Annotated in this window: 16 protein-coding genes; 9 read left to right on the top strand and 7 right to left on the bottom strand. The window is 64.3% G+C overall.

What is annotated here, in order from left to right; genetic code table 11:
* Positions 1–4: 4 nt before the first annotated feature.
* Entirely contained in the window at positions 5–1300 is a 1296-nt protein-coding gene (locus tag ABIC75_RS02040) for an amino acid permease (RefSeq protein ID WP_354012199.1), read from the top strand.
* Positions 1301–1355: 55 nt separating this feature from the next.
* On the top strand, positions 1356–2039 hold the full coding sequence (locus ABIC75_RS02035; RefSeq protein ID WP_354012198.1) for a hypothetical protein: 684 nt from the start codon (positions 1356–1358) through the stop codon (positions 2037–2039).
* Between the two features lie 36 nt (positions 2040–2075).
* Here ABIC75_RS02035 and ABIC75_RS02030 read toward each other — a convergent pair whose 3' ends face one another.
* A complete protein-coding gene (locus tag ABIC75_RS02030) occupies positions 2076–2855 on the bottom strand; it encodes an IclR family transcriptional regulator (protein WP_354012197.1) in 780 nt (259 codons plus the stop codon).
* Positions 2856–3043: 188 nt separating this feature from the next.
* Between ABIC75_RS02030 and fucP the strand changes: the two genes are divergently transcribed.
* Together fucP and ABIC75_RS02020 are read left to right on the top strand one after the other, a co-directional pair.
* Positions 3044–4345 (top strand): L-fucose:H+ symporter permease, encoded by a 1302-nt coding sequence (fucP, locus tag ABIC75_RS02025; protein ID WP_354012196.1) that lies wholly within the window; start codon positions 3044–3046, stop codon positions 4343–4345.
* Positions 4342–4692, top strand: a complete 351-nt coding sequence (locus tag ABIC75_RS02020; protein ID WP_354012195.1) for an L-rhamnose mutarotase — start codon at positions 4342–4344, stop codon at positions 4690–4692. Before fucP ends, ABIC75_RS02020 begins: the two co-directional genes overlap by 4 nt.
* Here the strand turns inward: ABIC75_RS02020 and ABIC75_RS02015 are convergent, their stop codons facing one another.
* From ABIC75_RS02015 to ABIC75_RS01990, 6 genes are read right to left on the bottom strand one after another with little or no spacing between them, the layout of a single operon-like run.
* Positions 4693–5838, bottom strand: a complete 1146-nt coding sequence (locus ABIC75_RS02015; RefSeq protein WP_354012194.1) for an alpha-hydroxy acid oxidase — start codon at positions 5836–5838, stop codon at positions 4693–4695.
* Positions 5839–5841: 3 nt separating this feature from the next.
* Positions 5842–7161 carry an enolase C-terminal domain-like protein gene (locus tag ABIC75_RS02010; RefSeq protein ID WP_354012193.1) on the bottom strand — a complete coding sequence of 440 codons (1320 nt, stop codon included), beginning with the start codon at positions 7159–7161 and terminating at the stop codon, positions 5842–5844.
* Between the two features lie 47 nt (positions 7162–7208).
* Complete coding sequence (locus ABIC75_RS02005; RefSeq protein ID WP_354012192.1) at positions 7209–8066, bottom strand: fumarylacetoacetate hydrolase family protein; 858 nt, start codon at positions 8064–8066, stop codon at positions 7209–7211.
* A 13-nt stretch (positions 8067–8079) separates the two neighbouring features.
* On the bottom strand, positions 8080–8826 hold the full coding sequence (locus ABIC75_RS02000; RefSeq protein ID WP_354012191.1) for an SDR family oxidoreductase: 747 nt from the start codon (positions 8824–8826) through the stop codon (positions 8080–8082).
* Between the two features lie 46 nt (positions 8827–8872).
* Positions 8873–9727: an amidohydrolase family protein gene (locus ABIC75_RS01995; RefSeq protein ID WP_354012190.1), complete on the bottom strand. Its 855-nt coding sequence runs from the start codon at positions 9725–9727 to the stop codon at positions 8873–8875.
* Positions 9724–10749: an aldo/keto reductase gene (locus ABIC75_RS01990; protein ID WP_354012189.1), complete on the bottom strand. Its 1026-nt coding sequence runs from the start codon at positions 10747–10749 to the stop codon at positions 9724–9726. Before ABIC75_RS01990 ends, ABIC75_RS01995 begins: the two co-directional genes overlap by 4 nt.
* A 297-nt stretch (positions 10750–11046) precedes the next feature.
* Between ABIC75_RS01990 and ABIC75_RS01985 the strand changes: the two genes are divergently transcribed.
* From ABIC75_RS01985 to ABIC75_RS01965, 5 genes are read left to right on the top strand one after another with little or no spacing between them, the layout of a single operon-like run.
* Positions 11047–12066, top strand: coding sequence for a glucokinase (locus tag ABIC75_RS01985; RefSeq protein WP_354012188.1), 1020 nt, complete (start codon positions 11047–11049; stop codon positions 12064–12066).
* Positions 12067–12112: 46 nt separating this feature from the next.
* Positions 12113–14254 carry a glycoside hydrolase family 2 protein gene (locus ABIC75_RS01980; protein ID WP_354012187.1) on the top strand — a complete coding sequence of 714 codons (2142 nt, stop codon included), beginning with the start codon at positions 12113–12115 and terminating at the stop codon, positions 14252–14254.
* Entirely contained in the window at positions 14254–15879 is a 1626-nt protein-coding gene (locus ABIC75_RS01975) for an alpha-L-fucosidase (RefSeq protein ID WP_354013047.1), read from the top strand. Before ABIC75_RS01980 ends, ABIC75_RS01975 begins: the two co-directional genes overlap by 1 nt.
* Positions 15876–16934 (top strand): glycosyl hydrolase family 18 protein, encoded by a 1059-nt coding sequence (locus ABIC75_RS01970; protein ID WP_354012186.1) that lies wholly within the window; start codon positions 15876–15878, stop codon positions 16932–16934. The genes ABIC75_RS01975 and ABIC75_RS01970 overlap by 4 nt, the downstream gene beginning before the upstream one ends.
* Positions 16921–19245, top strand: coding sequence for a family 20 glycosylhydrolase (locus tag ABIC75_RS01965; protein ID WP_354012185.1), 2325 nt, complete (start codon positions 16921–16923; stop codon positions 19243–19245). Before ABIC75_RS01970 ends, ABIC75_RS01965 begins: the two co-directional genes overlap by 14 nt.
* Positions 19246–19263: the final 18 nt, after the last annotated feature.

Genomic DNA, 19263 nt, shown 5'->3' with positions numbered 1-19263 from the left:
GCTCATGAGCACAGGCGGCGGCAAGAAAATGGGGCTGATGGGGGCGTCCTCATTGGTCGTTGCCAATATGGTGGGCACGGGCCTGTTCCTGTTGCCGTCGAGTCTTGCCAGCGTCGGCAGCATTTCCATCCTGGGCTGGATCGTGGCGGCGCTGGGCGCCAGCGCGCTCGGTCTGGTCTTCGCGCACCTGGGCATGGTCGAGCCCAAGGCGGGCGGTCCGTATGCCTATGCGCGCGATCACATGGGCGCGTTTCCCGCTTTCCAGACCAACTTTCTCTACTGGGTCGCGAACGTCATCGGCAACGTTGCCATCGCCGTCTCGGTGACGGGTTACCTGGCCGTGTTCTTTCCGGTGCTCAAACATCCCTGGATTGCCAACGCATGTACCGCCGGCGTCATCTGGCTGTTCGTTTGGCTCAACACGCGGGACGCCCGCGCGGTGGGACACTTCACGGCGATCAGCACCGTGGCCGGCATCCTGCCGATTGCCTTTGTCGGTCTGCTCGGCTGGTTCTGGTTTCGGCCCGATGTGTTCATGGCCAGCTGGAATCCGGAGGAGATGCCGACCATGACGGCGATCGGGCGCAGCGGCGCCATCGCGCTGTGGGCCTTTCTTGGCGTGGAGAGCGCCGCCGTTTCCGCGGGCGTCATCGAGAACCCGAAACGCAACGTGCCGCTGGCCACCATCATCGGCTTGCTGATCTCGACCGCGATCTATATTTCCTGTTGCACGGTGTTGATGGGCATCATTCCCGGTTCCCAGCTTCGCATCTCCGGAGCGCCGTTCGCGGAGGCGGCGCAGGCGATGCTGGGGCCGTGGGCGGCCGTGATCATTTCGCTGGCGGCCATTCTCAAGGCGTCCGGGTCCCTGGTGGGTTGGATACTCATCGTGGCCCAGTCCGGCGAGGCAGCCGCCCGCGACGGCATGTTTCCGCATCGTTTCTCACTGACCAACAAGCACGGCATGCCGGTTCAGAACCTCGTCATCACCGGCATCATGATGACCTTGATGTTGCTCATCACGACGTCGCCTGACCTGGCCACGCAGTTCGCCCACATCACCGACGCCACCGTGGTGCTGATGGTGTTGCCGTATCTCTATTCCGTCGTGGCCATGTGGCGGCTCAATCGCGACATCGACATGTCGACGGCCAAGCTTCAGTTCTATGTGGTGATTGGCGTGATGGCCTGCCTCTATTGCCTGAGTGTGGTGCTGGGGCAGGGCGCCGAACTCGGTCGCAAGGCGCTGCTCATCCTGCTCATCTCGGCGCCGCTTTTCGCGCTGATCAAGAAACGATAGGCACGGTCGTCCTGGCTGCGGCCGCAAGCATGAACCTGCTTAGAGGAGCAGTGTCATGAACCAAGCGAAGAGTCCCGCAGAACACGGGTCACCCGTGGTTGCCGGATCCGGACTGGACATTCTGGCGCGCGTGTCGGAGATGTGCTTTGGACTGCTCATGGCACTGACGTTTGTCGGAGCCGTGTCCACCGTGGGGCCGGACCAGGAAACGCCATCCACCATGTGGCGTGCTGCCCTGGGCTGCAATCTCGCCTGGGGCTTGGCCGATGCCATGATGTATCTCTTGCAGACACTCATCGGCCGCGGCAATCGGCTGACGCTCGCGCTCGATACGAAGAATGCACCCGACGTGGCCGCCGGCATCGGCGTGGTTCGCAACGCGCTGCCGCCCCTGATCGAGATCCTCGTGTCGGACGCCGATCTGGAGCCGCTCAGGGCCAAGCTGGTCAACCTGAAACCCTTGCCGGAGCGCCCGCGGCTTTATCTCATCGATCTGTTGCGCGCGGCGCGCGTGTTCCTGATCGTCGTGCTGTCCACGTTCCCCGTGGTGCTTCCTTTCATGCTGCTCGATGACGTGCCCAAGGCGCTGTTGATTTCGCGCGTGCTCAGCCTGGCCATGCTCTTTGGTGGCGGCTTTGCGCTGGGCCGCTATGCGGGTCTTGGCGCCTGGCGAGCAGGCCTTGGCATGACGGTGATCGGGGTGTGCCTGACCATGGCGATCATCGCCCTGGGCGGATGATCTGCGACGCCTCCCGCCAGTGCATGGGCGATGACGTCAATTGCCCAGCGATGGCGTGGAGCGATGGTCCAGCGCCTCGGACACGTCGTTGGCTGCCTTGATGAGCAACTGGGTGGTGGTCGCCATGGTCATGTTGGAGCCGCGCCGTTCGATGAAGGGAATGGTGATGGCGCAGATGGCGCGATCGTGCTGCATGACCGGCGCGGAAATATCGGTGACGCCATCGACCACCTGGCTCGCAATGGTGGCAACGCCCACGGTGCGAATGTCGCGGATCGCCTCTTCGATGGGTGCGCGGCGCAGCTGCGGCTCGTGCGCCATCATCATGGTGAACCAGCGTTCGCGGGTGTCGTCGTCCTGCCATGCCAGCAACACGTAGCCGGAGGCGGAGTGGGAAATCGGGCGACGATGGCCCACGCGAACCACCAGCCCGATTTCGCCCGGCGGATCGACGCGTGCGATCACCACGATCTGTTCCTGTGACGGCACTACCAAATGGCACGACTGGTCGATGTCGTCCGCGAGCCTGTGCATGATGGGCAGGGCTGTTTCCACCAGGCTCTTCACCGGCGGCTGTTCCATGCCCAGGCGGAAGAGTCGCGGCGTGATCGAGTAACGACCCTCGCCATCCGGGCGACTGATGTAGTCGCGTTCTTCCAGCACCTGCAGCATGCGGAAGATTTCGCCGCGCGAACGGCCGACGCCTTCGGAGATCTCCGCAATGGTCAGCGGCGCCACGGCGCGTGCCAGCAGTTCAAGGATGTCCAATCCCTTGTCGAGGGCGGGAGCGCGGTATTTGGGAGACTCAGCAGCCATATGCGTCCGTGTTATTGAGTGGCTCGTCATGCAGCCAATGGCGGGTTCTTACGAGTTGATTCCAGCCGGCTCACTACCCGTCATGCTGCGCCGCACCTTGTGGTACATATAAACTATAAGTTCATATTTGCACAATTGTTGCGTCCGTGCCGATGGACGCCCTCGCCAACGGCCGGAGGATGACGTTCATGCACCCACAAGCCGCGCCGATCACGGCGGGTGGTCGCTTCCGGGACGGCGTCCCGCTCCTGCCCCTGGTCTTGATCGTAAGTCTTTTTTTTCTCTGGGGTGTGGCGAACAACCTCAATGACGTATTGGTAGCGCAATTCAAGAAGGCTTTCACGCTGTCCGACTTCCAGGCGGCGCTGGTGCAAAGCGCGTTCTACCTCGGGTATTTCGTCATCGCGCTTCCTGCCGGAGCGTACATGCGGCGGTACGGCTACAAGTCGGCGGTGGTGCTGGGGTTGGCCCTGTATGGTGTGGGCGCGCTGCTGTTCTGGCCGGCCGCGGCCTATGCGACGTATGCCATGTTCCTTGCGGCGCTATTCGTCATCGCGTGCGGACTGGCTTTCCTCGAGACCTCGGCCAATCCCTATGTCACCTTGCTGGGGCCGGCATCGTCGGCAGCCTCGCGGCTGAATCTGGCGCAGGCGTTCAATCCGCTGGGCTCGATCGCCGGCGTGCTGATCGGTCAGCAATTCATCTTTACCGGTGTGCAGCACTCGCCTGCGGAACTCGCCGCCATGAGCGAGGGCGCGCGCGAGGCGTTCATGAAGAGCGAAGCCGCTGCCGTGCAGATGCCTTATCTGATCATTGGCCTTGGCGTGATTTTCTGGGCAGCGCTGATCGTGCTGACGCGCTTCCCGTCGGCGGGCGTTCGCGAGGAAGGCGCACCCGTCGAGCGGGGCGTGTTGAGGCGCTTGCTGCGCGATGGTCGTCTCCTGGGGGCGGTCGCCGCGCAGTTCTTCTATGTGGGCGCGCAAGTGGCCATCTTCAGTCACATGATCCGCTATGCGGAGGCGACGATGCCGGGCACGGCGGACAAGACGGCGGCCAGCTTCGTCACGGCGGGGCTGGTGTGCTTCATGGCGGGCCGTTTTGCAGGCGCGCTACTGATGAAGCACCTGAAGGCATCGCGCGTACTGGCGTTGTTTGCGCTGGCCAACGTGCTGCTGATGGCCGTGGCGGCGCTTGATCCGGGACGAATCGGCATCTACGCATTGGTGGCGTCGAGTTTCTTCATGTCGGTGATGTATCCCACGATCTTCGCGCTGGGCGTGGAAGGCCGTAGCGATGACGAGCGCAAGTTCGGCGCGGCGCTGCTGGTGATGGCCATCGTTGGTGGCGCGGTACTCACGGCCGCGATGGGCGTGGTATCGGATCGGGTCGGCATCGCGCACGCCATGCTCGTGCCCGCCGTATGTTTCGTGGCGATCTTCCTGTTCGCGCAGCAGCAGTGGCAGCGTGCGATGGCGAGAGTGCCGGCATGAGCTGGCAATGCCTGGCGCTGGACCTGCGCGACGATCCCGCGCTCATCGCCGAATACGAACGCTGGCATCGCCGCGAGAACATCTGGCCGGAGATCGTGGCGTCGATCCGCACGTCGGGCATCGAGGAGATGCAGATCTTCCGCACCGGCACGCGGCTGGTCATGCTGATGCGGGTCGGCGCCGATTTCGATCCGCAAGCCAAGGCGCTCGCCGATGCGGCCAGCGAGCGCGTGCAGGCGTGGGAAACCCTGATGTCCACGTTCCAGCGGCCGCTGCCATGGGCCGGGGCAGGGCAGAAATGGGTGCCGATGCAGAAGATCTTCGATCTGGCCGAATGCGCGGATTGATCAGGCCTTGCGCCACAGAATATCGCGCGAGATGCGCGTAGCGTCGCGCTGCCCGGTCAGCGCCATGGTGACGCTCAGTTCGCGCCGGATCAGTTCGATGGCCTGCGTCACGCCGGCCTGCCCGTTGGCGCCCAGTCCGTAGAGAAAGGCCTTGCCGATCAGTCCGGCGCGCGCGCCCAGCGCCAGCGCCTTGATCAGATCCTGGCCGCTGGTGATGCCGCTGTCGAACAACACCTCGGTGCGGCCCGCGACGGCATCGACGATCGATGGAAGCACGTCGATGGTGGCGGGAGCGCCATCGAGTTGCCGTCCGCCGTGATTGGAAACCACGATGGCATCGACGCCATGCTCCACGGCCAGGCGTGCATCCTCCGGATCGAGAATGCCCTTGATGATCAGCTTGCCCGGCCATTCCTCGCGTATCCATGCAAGGTCATTCCAGTTCAGCGTGGGATCGAACTGGTTGGCGATCCACTGTGCAAGTGTGGTCAGGCTGTCGGCCCCTTGGATGCGCCCATCCAGATTGCCGAACGAGCGGCTCGGTGCCTTGAGCACGCTCCATGCCCAGCGAGGCTTGCCCATGATGTCGAACAGGTTCCGCAGGGTCACCTTGGGTGGCACGGAAAGACCGTTCTTGATTTCGCGATGACGCTGGCCCTGCACGGTGAGGTCAGCCGTGAGCATCAGGGCGGAGCATTGCGCGGCGCGGGCGCGGCGGATCAGTTCGCGGGTGAAGCCGCGGTCGCGCATCACGTAGACCTGGAACCAGAACGGCGTGTCGCAGGCGGCGCGCACCTGCTCGATCGAACAGATGGACACGGTGCTGAGGCAGAACGGAATACCCGCTTCGGCCGCTGCACGCGCACCGAGGATCTCGCCGCTGCCGTGCTGCAGCCCGGTCAAACCCGTGGGTGCAATGGCCAGCGGCATGCTGACCGGCGAGCCGAGGATGGTGGTTCCCAGCGAGCGATGGTCGACGTTCTGCATCACGCGCTGGCGCAGTTGCAGGCGTTCGAACGCGCGTCGATTTTCGCGCAGCGTCACTTCATCGTAGGAGCCACGATCGGCGTATTCGAAGAAGGCCCGCGGCACGCGCCGGCGAGCGATCTCGCGGAGGTCGGCGATATTCGTCACGGGCGTCTTCATGCTTCACCCCACGGCCGTCTTGGCTGCGCTTTTCCACACGATGCCGTCAGGGTAGAGATGATCGCGGATCGAGGCATCGTGCATGCGCGCGGAGAAGCCCGGTGCCGTAGGCACAAGGTAGCGCCCTTGTGCGATTGTCACGGGCTCCACGAAATGCTCGTGCAGGTGGTCGACGAATTCGATCGCACGATCCTCCTTCTTGCCGGTGATGGCCACGAAGTCGGCCATGGCCAGATGCTGCACCAGTTCGCATAGGCCCACGCCACCCGCATGCGGAAAAACGCGTGTACCGAAATGCGCGGCCAGCAACAGGATGGCGAGGTTCTCGTTCACGCCGCCCACGCGCGCCGCATCGATCTGGATTAGGTCGACGGCCTGGGCCTGCAATAGCTGCTTGAACAATACGCGGTTTTGCCCGTGCTCGCCGGTGGAGATGGGAATGGGGTGGACGCCGCAGCGGATGGCGGCGTGGCCGAGCACGTCGTCGGGATTGGTCGGCTCCTCGACCCAGGCCAGGCCAATGTCCTTCAGCGGCTTGAGCCATTCAATGGCCGTCTGGACGTCCCAGCGTTGGTTGGCGTCCACCGCGATGGCGATGTCCGGGCCCACGGCGTCGCGCGCGAGACGGCAGCGTCGCAGATCGTCTTCCATGCGCAGCCCGACCTTGAGCTTGATGGTGCGGAAACCATCCGCCACGGCTTTCCTGGCGAGGCGCTGCATCTTCTCGTCGGTATAGCCGAGCCAGCCGGGCGAAGTGGTGTAGGCGGGATAGCCTTCCGCCTCCAGCTGCGCGATGCGCGCCTGCTTGTGTGGCTCGGCTTCTTGAAGGATCGCCAGTGCACGCTCGGGCGTCAGCGCATCGGTGAGGTAGCGGAAGTCGATCTGCGCCACCAGCTGTTCGGGCGTCATGTCCGCAATGAAACGCCAGACGGGCTTGTTCGCCTTGCGTGCGGCCAGATCCCACGCAGCGTTGATCACCGCGCCGATGGCCATGTGCATCACGCCCTTCTCGGGGCCGAGCCAGCGCAGCTGCGAGTCGCCGGTGAGCTGCCGCGCGAACGCGCCCAGGTCGCTGACGATGTCGTCGACCGCGCGACCGACCACCATGGGGCGCAATGCCGCGAGTGCGGCGGTCTGGATGTCGTTGCCGCGGCCGATGGTGAACACCAGCCCGTAACCGGCGAGGCCATCGGACGCATCGGTCTTGAGCGCCACGTAGGCGGCGGAGTAGTCGGGATCGGGATTCATGGCATCCGAGCCGTCGTGCGCCAACGACGTGGGAAAGCGCACGTCGAACGTTTCCAGGGCGGTAATCTTCACCATCGGGCCGGCCTCCGGTGCCGGTGACTCAATAAGAAACGGGACATCGCTCACGCGGATGAAGCAGGATGGGCGAGCACGTCCTGTCGCTGCCGACCCAGTCCGTCGATACCCAGTTCGATCACGTCGCCGGGCTTGAGGTAGGTGGGTGGATGCAGGCCGAGGCCAACGCCGGCGGGCGTGCCCGTGCTGATCACGTCGCCCGGCATCAAGGTCATGTAGCGGCTGATGTAGCTCACCAGTTGCGCCACGCCGAACACCATCGTGCGCGTGTTGCCATGCTGGTAACGGTGGCCATTCACTTCCAGCCAGAGGGTGAGCTTTTGCGGGTCGGGGACTTCGTCCTTGGTGACCAGCCAAGGGCCGATCGGCCCGAAGGTGTCGCAGCTTTTGCCTTTCACCCACTGGCCGCCGTGCTCCAGTTGGAACTCGCGCTCGGAGACATCATTGATCACCGCGTAGCCGGCGACGTGATCGAGTGCGTCGCCGACGGAGACATCCCGCGCGACCCCGCCGATGATCACGCCCAGCTCCACTTCCCAGTCGGTCTTCACCGAGCCGCGCGGAATCACCACGGCATCGTTGGCGCCGCCGATGGCGGTGGTGGCTTTCATGAAAAGCACCGGCTGCTCAGGCACGGGCGCATTCGTTTCAGCGGCGTGGTCGGCGTAGTTCATGCCCACGCAGAGCATCTTGCCCACGTGCGCCACGGGCACGCCGTAGCGTGGTGTGCCATCGATGCGGGGCAGGGTGGAGGGATCGATGGCCATCAAGCGGCGCAGGCCGTCACGGCTGAGCACGTTGGCGCCGATGTCGTCGATCACGCCCGAGAGATCGCGCAATGCGCCATCGCCGTCGATCATTCCAGGCTTTTCGGCGCCACGTTCCCCATAACGGCAAAGTTTCATGCAATGGCTTCCATCAGTTCGACCAGCCGCCATCCACGATGTGGATGGTGCCGGTGGTAAAGGACGATTCGTCGGAGGCGAGATAGACGGCGAGCGCGGCGATTTCCTCCGGCGTGCCGAGACGCCCCATCGGCTGGCGCGCGGTAAAGCCCTGCCATGCCGCCTGCTCATCGCCGCCCAGCGCGCGCACGCGTTCGGCGAGCGATGGCGTCTTGACCGTGCCCGGGCAGATGGCATTGCAGCGTATGCCGGCCGACACGTAGTCGGCCGCGATGGCGCGCGTCAGTCCGATCACGGCGGCCTTGGTGGCGCCATAGGCGAAACGATTCGGCACACCCTTGATGCTCGATGCCACCGACGACATGTTGATGATGCTTCCCGCACCGCGGTTCAACATGCCCGGAAGCAGCGCACGGCACAGGTGGAACATGCTGTCCACATTGATGGCGAACGAGCGCCGCCAACTCTCGTCATCGGTGTCGAGGATGGTGCCGGCATGCACGTAGCCGGCGCAGTTGAACAGCACATCGACGCGCCCGGTCGCTTTCGCCAACGCGCGGATCGCCGCGTCGTCGGTGACGTCGAGCACCTGGGTGCTGATCGAAGGATGGCTCCATGCCAGTGATGCCAGGCTGTCCTCGTGGATGTCGGTGGCCAGCACAGTCGCGCCAGCTTCGGCAAAGGCCAATGCGGTCGCGCGCCCGATGCCCGCTCCCGCCGCCGTGACGAGCGCATGCTTGCCGGACAATCGGCCGCTCATCCGAGGCACTCCACGTCATTGCATGGGCGATACGTGAAACGGGTTGTCATGACATTCCCTCCGATGCAGGCGCCGGCACGGGTGTGGCGAGTGAATAGATCGTCGCGGCGTTGGCGCCAAACACCGCCGCCTCGTGGTGCGGGGCGAAACGTCGTGTGAGTGTCTGCGCGCGGGCTTTCCATTGCTCGTAGGTCGCGTGCGTGGTGAGTACGGGCCAGTCGCTGCCCCACATAACGCGCTGGCCGCCGAAGCTTTCGAAGAGGTGCGCCGCGTAGGGATCGATGGCTGACGCGTCGCCATTCGCATCGATCAATGTCAGCAGTCCCGACAATTTGCAGGACACATCCGGCACCTGCGCGACGCGGGCAATCGCGCTGGCCCACGAGGCGAACTGGCCATCGGCGATGTTCGGCTTCGCGCCGTGATCCACCACGGTGATCAAGCCCGTGTGCTGCGCCAGTCGCTGCGAAAGCGCGCGCAGATGGCGGTTGTCCACCAGCGCATCGAAAACCAGGCCGTGATCGCGCAGGCAGTCGAACGCGCGGTCGAGCGAGGGGCGCGCCAGCCATTCCGTATCGGGAATGTCCTGCACCATCGGGCGGATGCCACGCAGCAGTCCTTGCCCTTGTTCGGCAAGCGCGGCGATGCGTTGCGTCGCGTTGTCCGCTTCCATGTCGACCCAGCCGATGACGCCGAGCACGCCATCGGTGCGTCGGGCGATGTCGAACAGGAACAGCGTTTCGCGCTCATCCGGGGCGGCTTGCACGAGGATGCAGGCGTCCGTCGTCGGATCGAGATCCGGGGGAAGAAACGCGCGCTGCAGCGCGACAGGGGCATGCGCCAACCAGCCGTACTCCAGGCGCGACGGATCCCAGTAGTGGCGGTGTGCGTCGATGATCATGGCGTGGGCACGCCTTGATCGATCAGGCCCTGTTCGATCAGCAGCGCCCAGGCTGCATCGGGAACCGTGGCCTGCATGCGTGCGACGGCGTCATCAACCTCGGACGCCGAGCGCAGCCCGCACACGACATTCGACACCGCCGGGTGTGCGAGCGGAAATTGCAGTGCGGCCGCGCCGACACTTGCACCCGCGCGTGCGCAGGCGTCGTAGAACTGCTGTGCACGTGCCTTGATGGCCGGCGATGCGGGAGCGTAGTCGTAGGTGTCGCCGGGGCCCGCATCCGCGCCGAGCAGGCCGGAGTTGTACGGGCCGGCGATCAGCACCGACACGCCATCGGCTTGAGCGCGCGCCATGACGGATCGGCTGTGTGCCTGTTCGAATAGCGTGTAACGGCCGGCCAGCATGATCGCGTCCAATGGAAAGCGATCCATCACGTCCAGGCAGACGGCTTCTTCGTTTACGCCCAGGCCGATGGCGCCCACCACGCCCTGGCCGCGCAATTCGGCCATGGTCGGCAACGCCTCGTCGAGCGCTTGCGCCAACACTTGCGGGTGACGGGACCCATGCGTCAACGCGCCGATGTCATGCAGCAAGAGCAGGTCGATGCGATCGGTGCGAAGCCGCCGGAGGCTGCTATCAAGGCTGCGCAGGATGCCATCACGCGTGTAGTTGAAATGAGCGCGGCGGCCATCGACGGCGAAGCCGTCACTGCGGTCCGCGCGATCTACGTCCACATCGATGAGCCGGCCGACCTTGGTGGAAAGCGTGTAGCTGGAACGCTCGATACCTTCCAACGCTTCGCCGATGCGCGCCTCGCTGAGGCCGTATCCGTAATAGGGCGCGGTGTCGACATGCCGTATGCCTTGCCGCCAGGCGTGCGCGATCGCTTCCCGGGCCGCCTGGTCGGATACGCCTGCATACAGGTTGCCCACCGGCGCTCCACCAAAGGCGAGTGACGCGAGTCGGGCGGTCGCCCGATCCGGCCTGCCTGGCGAAATCTGGTGATTGTGCAGACCCGGCATCAAAACCCCCAAAACCGCTTTCTGATTGGCCGTGTGACGGCGCGACGGTGCGCGACTGCCCCGGCCGCGAGGCCTTTCGGGCATCCTACTACTTGTGCATAGATAAAAACTAGGTTTATATGTGAGCGGATGGGCGGGCCGCCGATGGTCGAGCCGACAAGCTCAGGCATCGCGATGGCCTTGCCGCCGAACAGATGGAAAGCGCCTGTTCGTCTACCAACGAACGTGGTTGAGGCATGCACAGCACCGGGGTGGTTGATGGCGCCGTTGTCGGATAAGGGGACCGAACCCCTGCATATGGATCGCCTTCGGGACAGAGGTGGCCAGATCGTCGGCACCATCGGGCGGCAGTCGCACCTGGTGCCGCCTTTTCTCGCGGCAGATCTCGGTGGCACCCATGCGCGCATCGGCCTGGTGGTGCCCGACGCGGCGACAGGCAAGCCGGAGATCGTCCTCTACAAGGTGTATCGCTGCGCCGAGCACGCCTCGCTGACGAGCATTCTCCGCAGCTTCTGTCGCGAGCACGACGTGTATCCGGACGTGCTGGTGCTGGCCTGCGCGGGATTCGTCGAGCAAGGTGTGGTGATCAATGAGAGCCTGGCCTGGCCCGTCCTGCTGGAGGATCTGTGCATTGAAGGCGGCTTCGCGTCCGTCGACGTGCTCAACGACTTCGAAGCGTTCGCCCATGCTGTTGGCGATTTCGGGGAACAGAACAGCACGGCCATTGTGGATGGCGTTGGCAATCCCGATGGCGCCGTGGCCGTGATCGGTCCCGGAACGGGGTTGGGCGCCGCATTGTGGCTGCCGGGCCGACCGGCTCGCGTGCTGCATACCGAAGCAGGGCATATGGAATTGGCCGCTCGCCCTGGCATCGAGCAAGCCATTCGCGCGGTGCTGGGGCCGGCAGATGGTTACGTGCCTTATGACCGCGTGCTCAGCGGGCCGGGCCTGCTGCGCCTCTACCGCGCGCTCGCGGTGGTGCAAGGCATGCCGGCGACGCTTACGGACCCCAGCGAGATCACCGCCCTGGCGCTGGCCGGCATGGATACGCTCGCCACGCAAACCGTCGATCAATTCTGTCGCTGGCTCGGCGCGTTCTGCGGCGACGTGGCCATCGCCTTCAACGCGAGCAGCGGCGTTTGTCTCGCCGGCGGTTTTCTCGCGCGAATCACCAGCATCCTGCGCTCCGGGCCATTCACCGAACGGTTCCGGGACAAGGGCGTGATGCGCGCGTTCTTGAACAACACGCCCGTCGTTGTCGTCGAGCACGGACGGCTGGGCGTTCTGGGTGCGGCGAACTGGCGACTGGGGCGCTGATACGACATCTTCCGCCGGGTTCATGCCGACGAAGCAGGGGCAGGGAATGAGATCGAAGTTGCATCGCGTGCGGATGGTGCTGTGGTCGATGTTGCTGTGGTCAGTGGCCAGTTACGCGCAGGTGCGCATCGACATGGATCACGATTGGCGATTCCGTACCGATGCCGCCGACGCGGGCCTCGCCGCCGGCTGGTCCGCCGCGACGCCGGCGGAAACGCGGCTGGTGGATGTGCCGCACACCTGGAACATCGGCGAGGACGACGACTACGAAGGTGTCGCCTGGTATTTCAAGAGCTTCACGGCGCCTGCGTCGATGCTTGCGTCGCATGTCGAACTGCACTTCGGCGCCACGTTCTATCGCAGCCGCGTCTGGGTCAATGGCGTGGAAGTGGGTGGCCACGAGGGCGGGCACACGGCGTATGCGCTGGATATCGGCAAGCAGTTGCGCGCGGGAGAAAACCTCATCGCCGTGCGCCTGGATAACCTCCCCGGCGAGGCCACCATTCCCGGTTACGCCATGCGGCAGGCCGGCAGCGGCAGCGTGTGGTACGACTGGTGGCATTACGGCGGCATCGTGCGCGATGTGTGGCTCACCGTCTCCGATCACGCGCTGATCCGGCGGCAACGCATCACGAGCAAGCTTGGCGGCGATGCAGCCAGCGTGAGCAGCGACGTATTCGTCGAAAACGTCGATGGTGGCGACAGTCGTTATAGCGTGACTGCCAGCATCGTCGATCCCGACGGCAAGGCGGTGGCTCAGGCGCAGCGTGACGTCACGGCAAGCGCAGGACAGCCCGTCGCCGTCACGCTTGCCGTCAACCTGCCGCATCCTCAGTTGTGGAACGTCGGCGACGCGCGGCTCTACCAATGGGTGACGCAACTGCACGCTGCCGACGGCACCGTGCTCGACTCGCGCAGCGAGTCGTTCGGGCTACGCGACATCGTCATTCGCGACCGCCGCCTCTACGTCAACGGCAAACCGGTGCGACTGAGCGGCGTCAGCCGTCACGAGGATTCACCGTGGGAAGGGCTGGCCGAGTCGACGGGAACGATACGCCGCGACTGGTCCGACATGGCCGCCCTGCACACCACACTGACGCGGCCGGTGCACTATCCGCAGAATGACGCCGTACTCGACTTTGCCGATCGGCACGGCATCCTGCTGATACCGGAAATCCCGGTCTGGCAATTCAGCGAGGCGCAGCTCAAGAACCCGAAGCTGCTCGCGCTCGCCAAGGCCATGATGCGCGAGATGATCGAGCAGGACGGCAACCACGCCAGCATCTTCGCGTGGAGCGTATGCAACGAAAGCGACGCCTCCATGCCCGGCGGCCGCGCCTATGTGGATGCGATGGCCTCGCTGATTCGCGAGATCGATCCGGGCCGCTATGTGACCTTTGCTGATGCCGACATCAGCATCAAGCCATGGAAAGAGGCGCCCGTGATGCACGACGTCGACTTCATCATGGCCAACGCCTATTTCGGATCATGGAGCGGTTCGGGCAGCGACGTGGAACCGTGGCTGGATTTCGTCGACCGCACCTATCCCGACAAGATGGTGATCATTTCCGAGTTCGGCTATCCCGGCGTTTTCTCGCATGACAGTGCATCGGCGGACAAGGCGCGCAGCGAGAACCTGCTCCAGCAGATGGATGCCATCCAGCGGCGCAGCTTCATTGCCGGTGCGATCTTCTGGACGTATCAGGATTACAAGTCCCATCGCAACCTATGGGCGGGCCAGACGGAAGGCTATGTCGACCACGGTCTGGTCGACGAGAACAGGCAGCGCCGGCCGTCTTACGCGATTTACGAAGCGCGCAACGAACCACTGTCGGTGGCGACGCAATGGGAGGTCGATGCCGGCGGGCTGCGCGGATTCAAGGCTACGGTGAGCGGCTATCCGGCTACGCATCTGCCCTCGTATTCCATGCAGAACTATGTCGCCCACTGGCGCGCCATCGACGATCGCGGCCACGAACTCGCGCACGGTGACGAAGTGCTGCGCGACCTCGCGCAACCCGTCCATATCGAGGGCGCGTGGCCAGCCGCAGGCAAGGGCGCTGCCGTGCACCTTCTGGTGGACATCATCCGGCCCGACGGCGTGCGCGCCGGCGGCGTGGCCAGCGACTACCACCCGTTGAACATCGGCAGCGCCCACTTCCTCCCGAACAAGGACGAACAGCCATGATGAAACCGGCCGCGCGCTGCGCGCTCGTTGCAAGCTGGTTGCTGTGTGCATCGGCGTGGGCGCAGTCGGCCACGGCACCCACGGCGGATACCTTGCCGCCCGCCGCGCAGGATCAGGCATGGCAGCAGGCCAGCGCCAAATTCGCGCCGCAACGAAAGGCGATACTCGATCGCGTCGCCAAGGCGGCGAGTCAGGGGCCGTTTCGCAGCGACTGGGCCTCGTTGCAGAAATATCGCTCGCCCGCGTGGTACGACGATGCGAAGTTCGGCATCTTCATTCACTGGGGCGTGTATTCGGTGCCCGCGTTCGGCAGCGAATGGTATTCGCGCAACATGTACCAGCAGGGCACGAAAGAGTTCGCCCATCATGTCGCCACGTATGGCCCGCAATCGACCTTCGGCTACAAGGACTTCGTGCCGATGTTCAAGGCCGAGCACTTCGACCCGAAGGCGTGGGCGCAGCTGTTCCATGACGCCGGTGCGCGCTATGTCGTGCCCGTGGCGGAACATCACGATGGCTTCGCCATGTACGACTCGGCACTGTCGGACTGGACGGCAGTGAAGAAGGGCCCCAAGCGCGACGTGATCGGCGAACTGGAGCGCGCCGTGCGAGGGCAGGGCATGCGCTTTGGCGTGTCCTCGCATCGCGCCGAGCACGACTGGTTCTTCGATGGCGGGCGCCATTTCGATTCAGACGTGAACGATCCGCGCAATACGGAATTGTACGGCCCGGCCGTGGCGCATCTGAGCAAGGAAGACGAGAACCTGGCGCAGGACTGGACCTACGTCTCCCAGGCGTGGCTCGACGACTGGCTCGCGCGCACCGCCGAGCTGGCCGACAAATACCATCCGGACCTGATCTATTTCGACTGGTGGATCGGTCACCCGACCTTCCGCAACACGCTGCCCACGCTGCTGTCGTACTACTACAACGAGGGCGCGAAGCGCGACGGCGTGGTGGTGAATTACAAGCTGGGCGATTTCGCTGATGGCGCCGGCACGCTGGACATCGAACGCGGACAACTGCATGACATCCACGCCGCTCACTGGCAAACCGACACCTCGATCAGCAACGACTCCTGGGGCTACATCGAGCACGACACGTACAAGTCGCCGACCTTCATCATCCATCTGCTGGTGGACGTGGTCAGCAAGAACGGCAACCTGATGCTCAATGTCGGGCCGCGCGCCGACGGCACGATTCCCCAAGGCGCGCAGGACACGCTGCGCAGCATCGGCCGCTGGCTGAAGACGAACGGCGAGGCGATCTATGGCAGCAAGCCGTGGCGCACGTTTGGCGAAGGCCCCACCGAAGTGGTGAGCGGCACCTTCCAGGACACCAAGACCAGGCCATATACCGCCGAGGATTTCCGCTTCACCACCGGCAACGGCAAGCTCTACGCCATCGAGCTGGACTGGCCGGGCAACGCCCAGGCCACCATCCATTCGATCAAGCCGGACGACAAGGTCGCTCGTGTCGAATCCGTGGCGGATGGCCGCGTGATTCCGTTCACCCAGGATGCCGACGGCCTGCACCTGCGCCTTCCTTCCCGACCAATCGGCAGCGATGCGTACGTCTATCGCATCACCTTCTCCACTCCCCGTTCACTCAAGGCTGCGCCATGAAACGATGGATGTCCCTGGCCCTTTCGCTGTGTCTTGCATGTGCGTCGACCGGCGCCTTTGCAAAAGCGCCAACCGCGCTCTTCTACATGATCGAAGTACAGAAATCGATCAACTCTTTCGAAGCACACATCGACAAGGTCGATCTGCTGGTGCCCACCTGGTTTGGCGTGGACGAGAACGGCCTGGTTTCGGGTGCACCGAACCTCTATGTGCTCAAGCTCGCCAAGGCGCACCATGTGCCGGTGATGCCCATCATTTCGGCGGGTGGCGACCGCAAGAAGTTCCACGAGTTGTTGATCAATGAAACCGCCAAGAAGGCGATGATCAGCGGCATGATCGAACAGGCGAAGCTGTACGGCTTCACCGGCTTCCAGTTCGATTTCGAGAACATTGCATGGACTGATCGCGACGCATTGACGTTGCTGACGCAGCAGACTGCCGAGGCGTTGCACAAGCACGGCCTCAAGCTTTCCATGGCGGTGGTGCCTAACGCGCCGGGTTACTCGGGCCGCGGGCCCTTCGCCAAATGGATCTGGGAATACTGGAAAGGTGCGTACGATCTCAAGGCGCTGGGACAGGCGCTGGATCTGGTCTGTCTGATGACGTACGACGAGCACACGCGCTGGACCACGCCGGGTCCGGTGGCGGGCATGCCTTGGGTGATGGCGAACCTCGAATACGCCCTGAAGGTGGTGCCGAAAGAAAAGCTTTCGCTCGGCATCGGCCTTTACGGCTACCACTGGTTTGCCGGCGACCCCGTGGGCGAGGACGGCAAGGAACACTCCAATATCTCCGCGCAATACATCGATGCGGACGAATCGTTCCCGTTGGCCAAGCAATTCAACGCCACCATGCAGTGGGATCCGGTGGAGCACGAGTCGTGGTTCTACTTCTATCGCGACCAGATGCGCGAGTGGGTGTTCCTGCCGGATGCGCACGCGTTTCGCGACCGCTACGACGTGGTGAAGCAATACGGCCTGGAAGGCTTCTGCGCCTGGGTGATTGGTGCCGAGGATCCGCAGATCTGGGAGGCGTTGCCCGATGCGGTGCGCTAAGCGTGGATTGAAGGCAACGATGGCGCTGGCGTTGGCGAGCCTGTTGGGGCTCGCCGTCGATGCCCACGCCACGGCTGCGCCATCCATCATTCCGCTTCCCGCGCAGGTCAGCCTGGGACAGGGCGGCTATGCGATCAGCGCGGCCGCCGTCATCCATGTCGCGCCGGGGGATCGCGCGGCAAGCGAAGCTGCCCGATATCTGGCGGACCTGCTCGCGCGAACGCGCGGGCTTTCGCTGCCGGTGATAGAGGATGCGGCGGCCACGACTCGCGGCGGCATCGTCATCCGTAGCGATGCGTCCGCCAGCGTCACTCAAGCGGAAGGCTATGTGCTTGACGTCGACGCGCAAGGCATGCGCATCACCGCGAGGGATGCGGCAGGGTTGTTCTACGGCGCGATCAGCGCATGGCAGTTGATGACGCCGGATGCGGCTAAGGGCGCCGTCTCGGTGCCTTCGCTGCATATTGCCGACTGGCCGCGATTTGCGTGGCGAGGCCTGATGCTCGACTCGGCGCGGCATTTCCAGCAGCCGGCGGAGATCAAGCAACTGCTCGATGCGATGGCGCAGCACAAGCTCAACGTCTTCCACTGGCATCTCACCGACGACCAGGGCTGGCGCCTGGAAATCCGCCGCTATCCCAAGCTCACGCAGGTCGGTGCATGGCGTCGGCCGCCGGGTGATGGCGACAGCAAGTACGGTGGCTACTACACCCAGGCCGAGGTGAAGGACATCGTCGCCTATGCCGCCGCGCGTCACATTACCGTGGTGCCGGAAATCGACATGCCCGGCCATGCACAGGCCGCCGTGGCGGCTTACCCGGACATTGGCGTTACCGGCGAGCAGCCGCCGGTGTCGATCAACTGGGGCGTCAATCCGTACCTTTTCAACGTCGACGAGCACACCATCGATTTCCTGCATAACGTGCTGGACGAGGTGATGGAGTTGTTTCCCTCGACCTTCATCCACGTGGGTGGCGACGAAGCCATCAAGGACCAATGGAAGGCATCGGCGGCCGTGCAGGCACGCATGCGCGCGCTGGGCATCAAGGACGAGAACGCGCTGCAGAGCTGGTTCATCGAGCGCATGGGGCAATACCTGGCACAGCATGGACGTCGACTGATCGGTTGGGATGAAATCCTTGAGGGCGGCGTGCCGCCGTCCGCTTCGGTGATGTCCTGGCGCGGCACACAGGGCGCCATTGATGCGGCAAAGCTGGGGCATGATGTCGTGCTGTCGCCGGCACCGACGCTCTACTTCGATAACCTGCAGAGTCACCTCGACGACGAGCCTTCCGGACGGCTGGGCGTGCAGACGCTCGCCAGCGTCTATGCGTTCGAAGCTGTGTCGCCCAAGTTGTCTGCCGCGCAGGCGAAGCACGTGCTGGGAGCGCAGGCCAATATCTGGACCGAGTACCTCACTGCGCCCTGGCAGATCCAGCATGCGGCGTTTCCTCGACTGGACGCCCTGGCCGAGGCCGCCTGGACGCCGGCGAACGCGCGGCACTACGACAACTTCATCGCAAGGCTTCCCGCGCAGTTCGCCCGTTACCGGGGCATGGGCATCGACTACGCCGACAGCGCGTTCGCCGTCGATATGCGTGCGCAGCGCCTGAATGAAACCGCCGACAAGGTTCGTGTCACGCTTGCCGCGCAGGAATCGTCCGTCACCATCCGCTACACCACGGACGGAACCATGCCGGTGGCAAGCTCGCCTGCCTACCACGAGCCAATCGAAGCGACGCTTCCCGTCACCATCAGCGCGACGACGTTTGCCGCTGACGGAACGCCCTTGGCGCGCGTAAGCACGCAACGCTTCGACGCGCGGACGCTTGCGAGCTATGGCGATCGCGCGCTTGAAGGCTGCCCGAAAGGTGACCTGGGCCTGCGCGTGCCGCTGCTGCCCGACGCCACCTCGCCTGCGCCGGTCTACAACGTTGATGTGATGAACAGCTGTTGGCGCGTGGCGAAGGTGCCGCTGGACGATGTCTCTTCGATCGACATCGATGGCGCATGGCTCGCCCGCAACTACGGCCTGGCACATGACGCCTCGAAGGTGGTGGCGCGTGCATCGCACACGGCAGCAGGCGAGCTCGAAGTTCACCTCGACACGTGCGATGGTCCGTTGGCGGCGAGCATGCCTCTGCCTGCGAAGGGCGTGCCGGGCAGCACCTACCATGTGGCCGCTTCCGTTGCTGCGCATGGCGGTACGCACGACCTGTGCATCTTCTCGACGGCGCCGATTCAGGGGCCGATGACGGGCCTCAGTCGTGTCTCGTTGAGTTCTCCCGCGTCGCTTCGCGCAACACCATGACCTGGCGGAGCACATGCG

Source organism: Dyella japonica (assembly GCF_040545895.1).
Taxonomy (GTDB): Bacteria; Pseudomonadota; Gammaproteobacteria; order Xanthomonadales; family Rhodanobacteraceae; genus Dyella; species Dyella japonica_D.
This window is presented reverse-complemented; position numbering and strand designations above follow the sequence as displayed.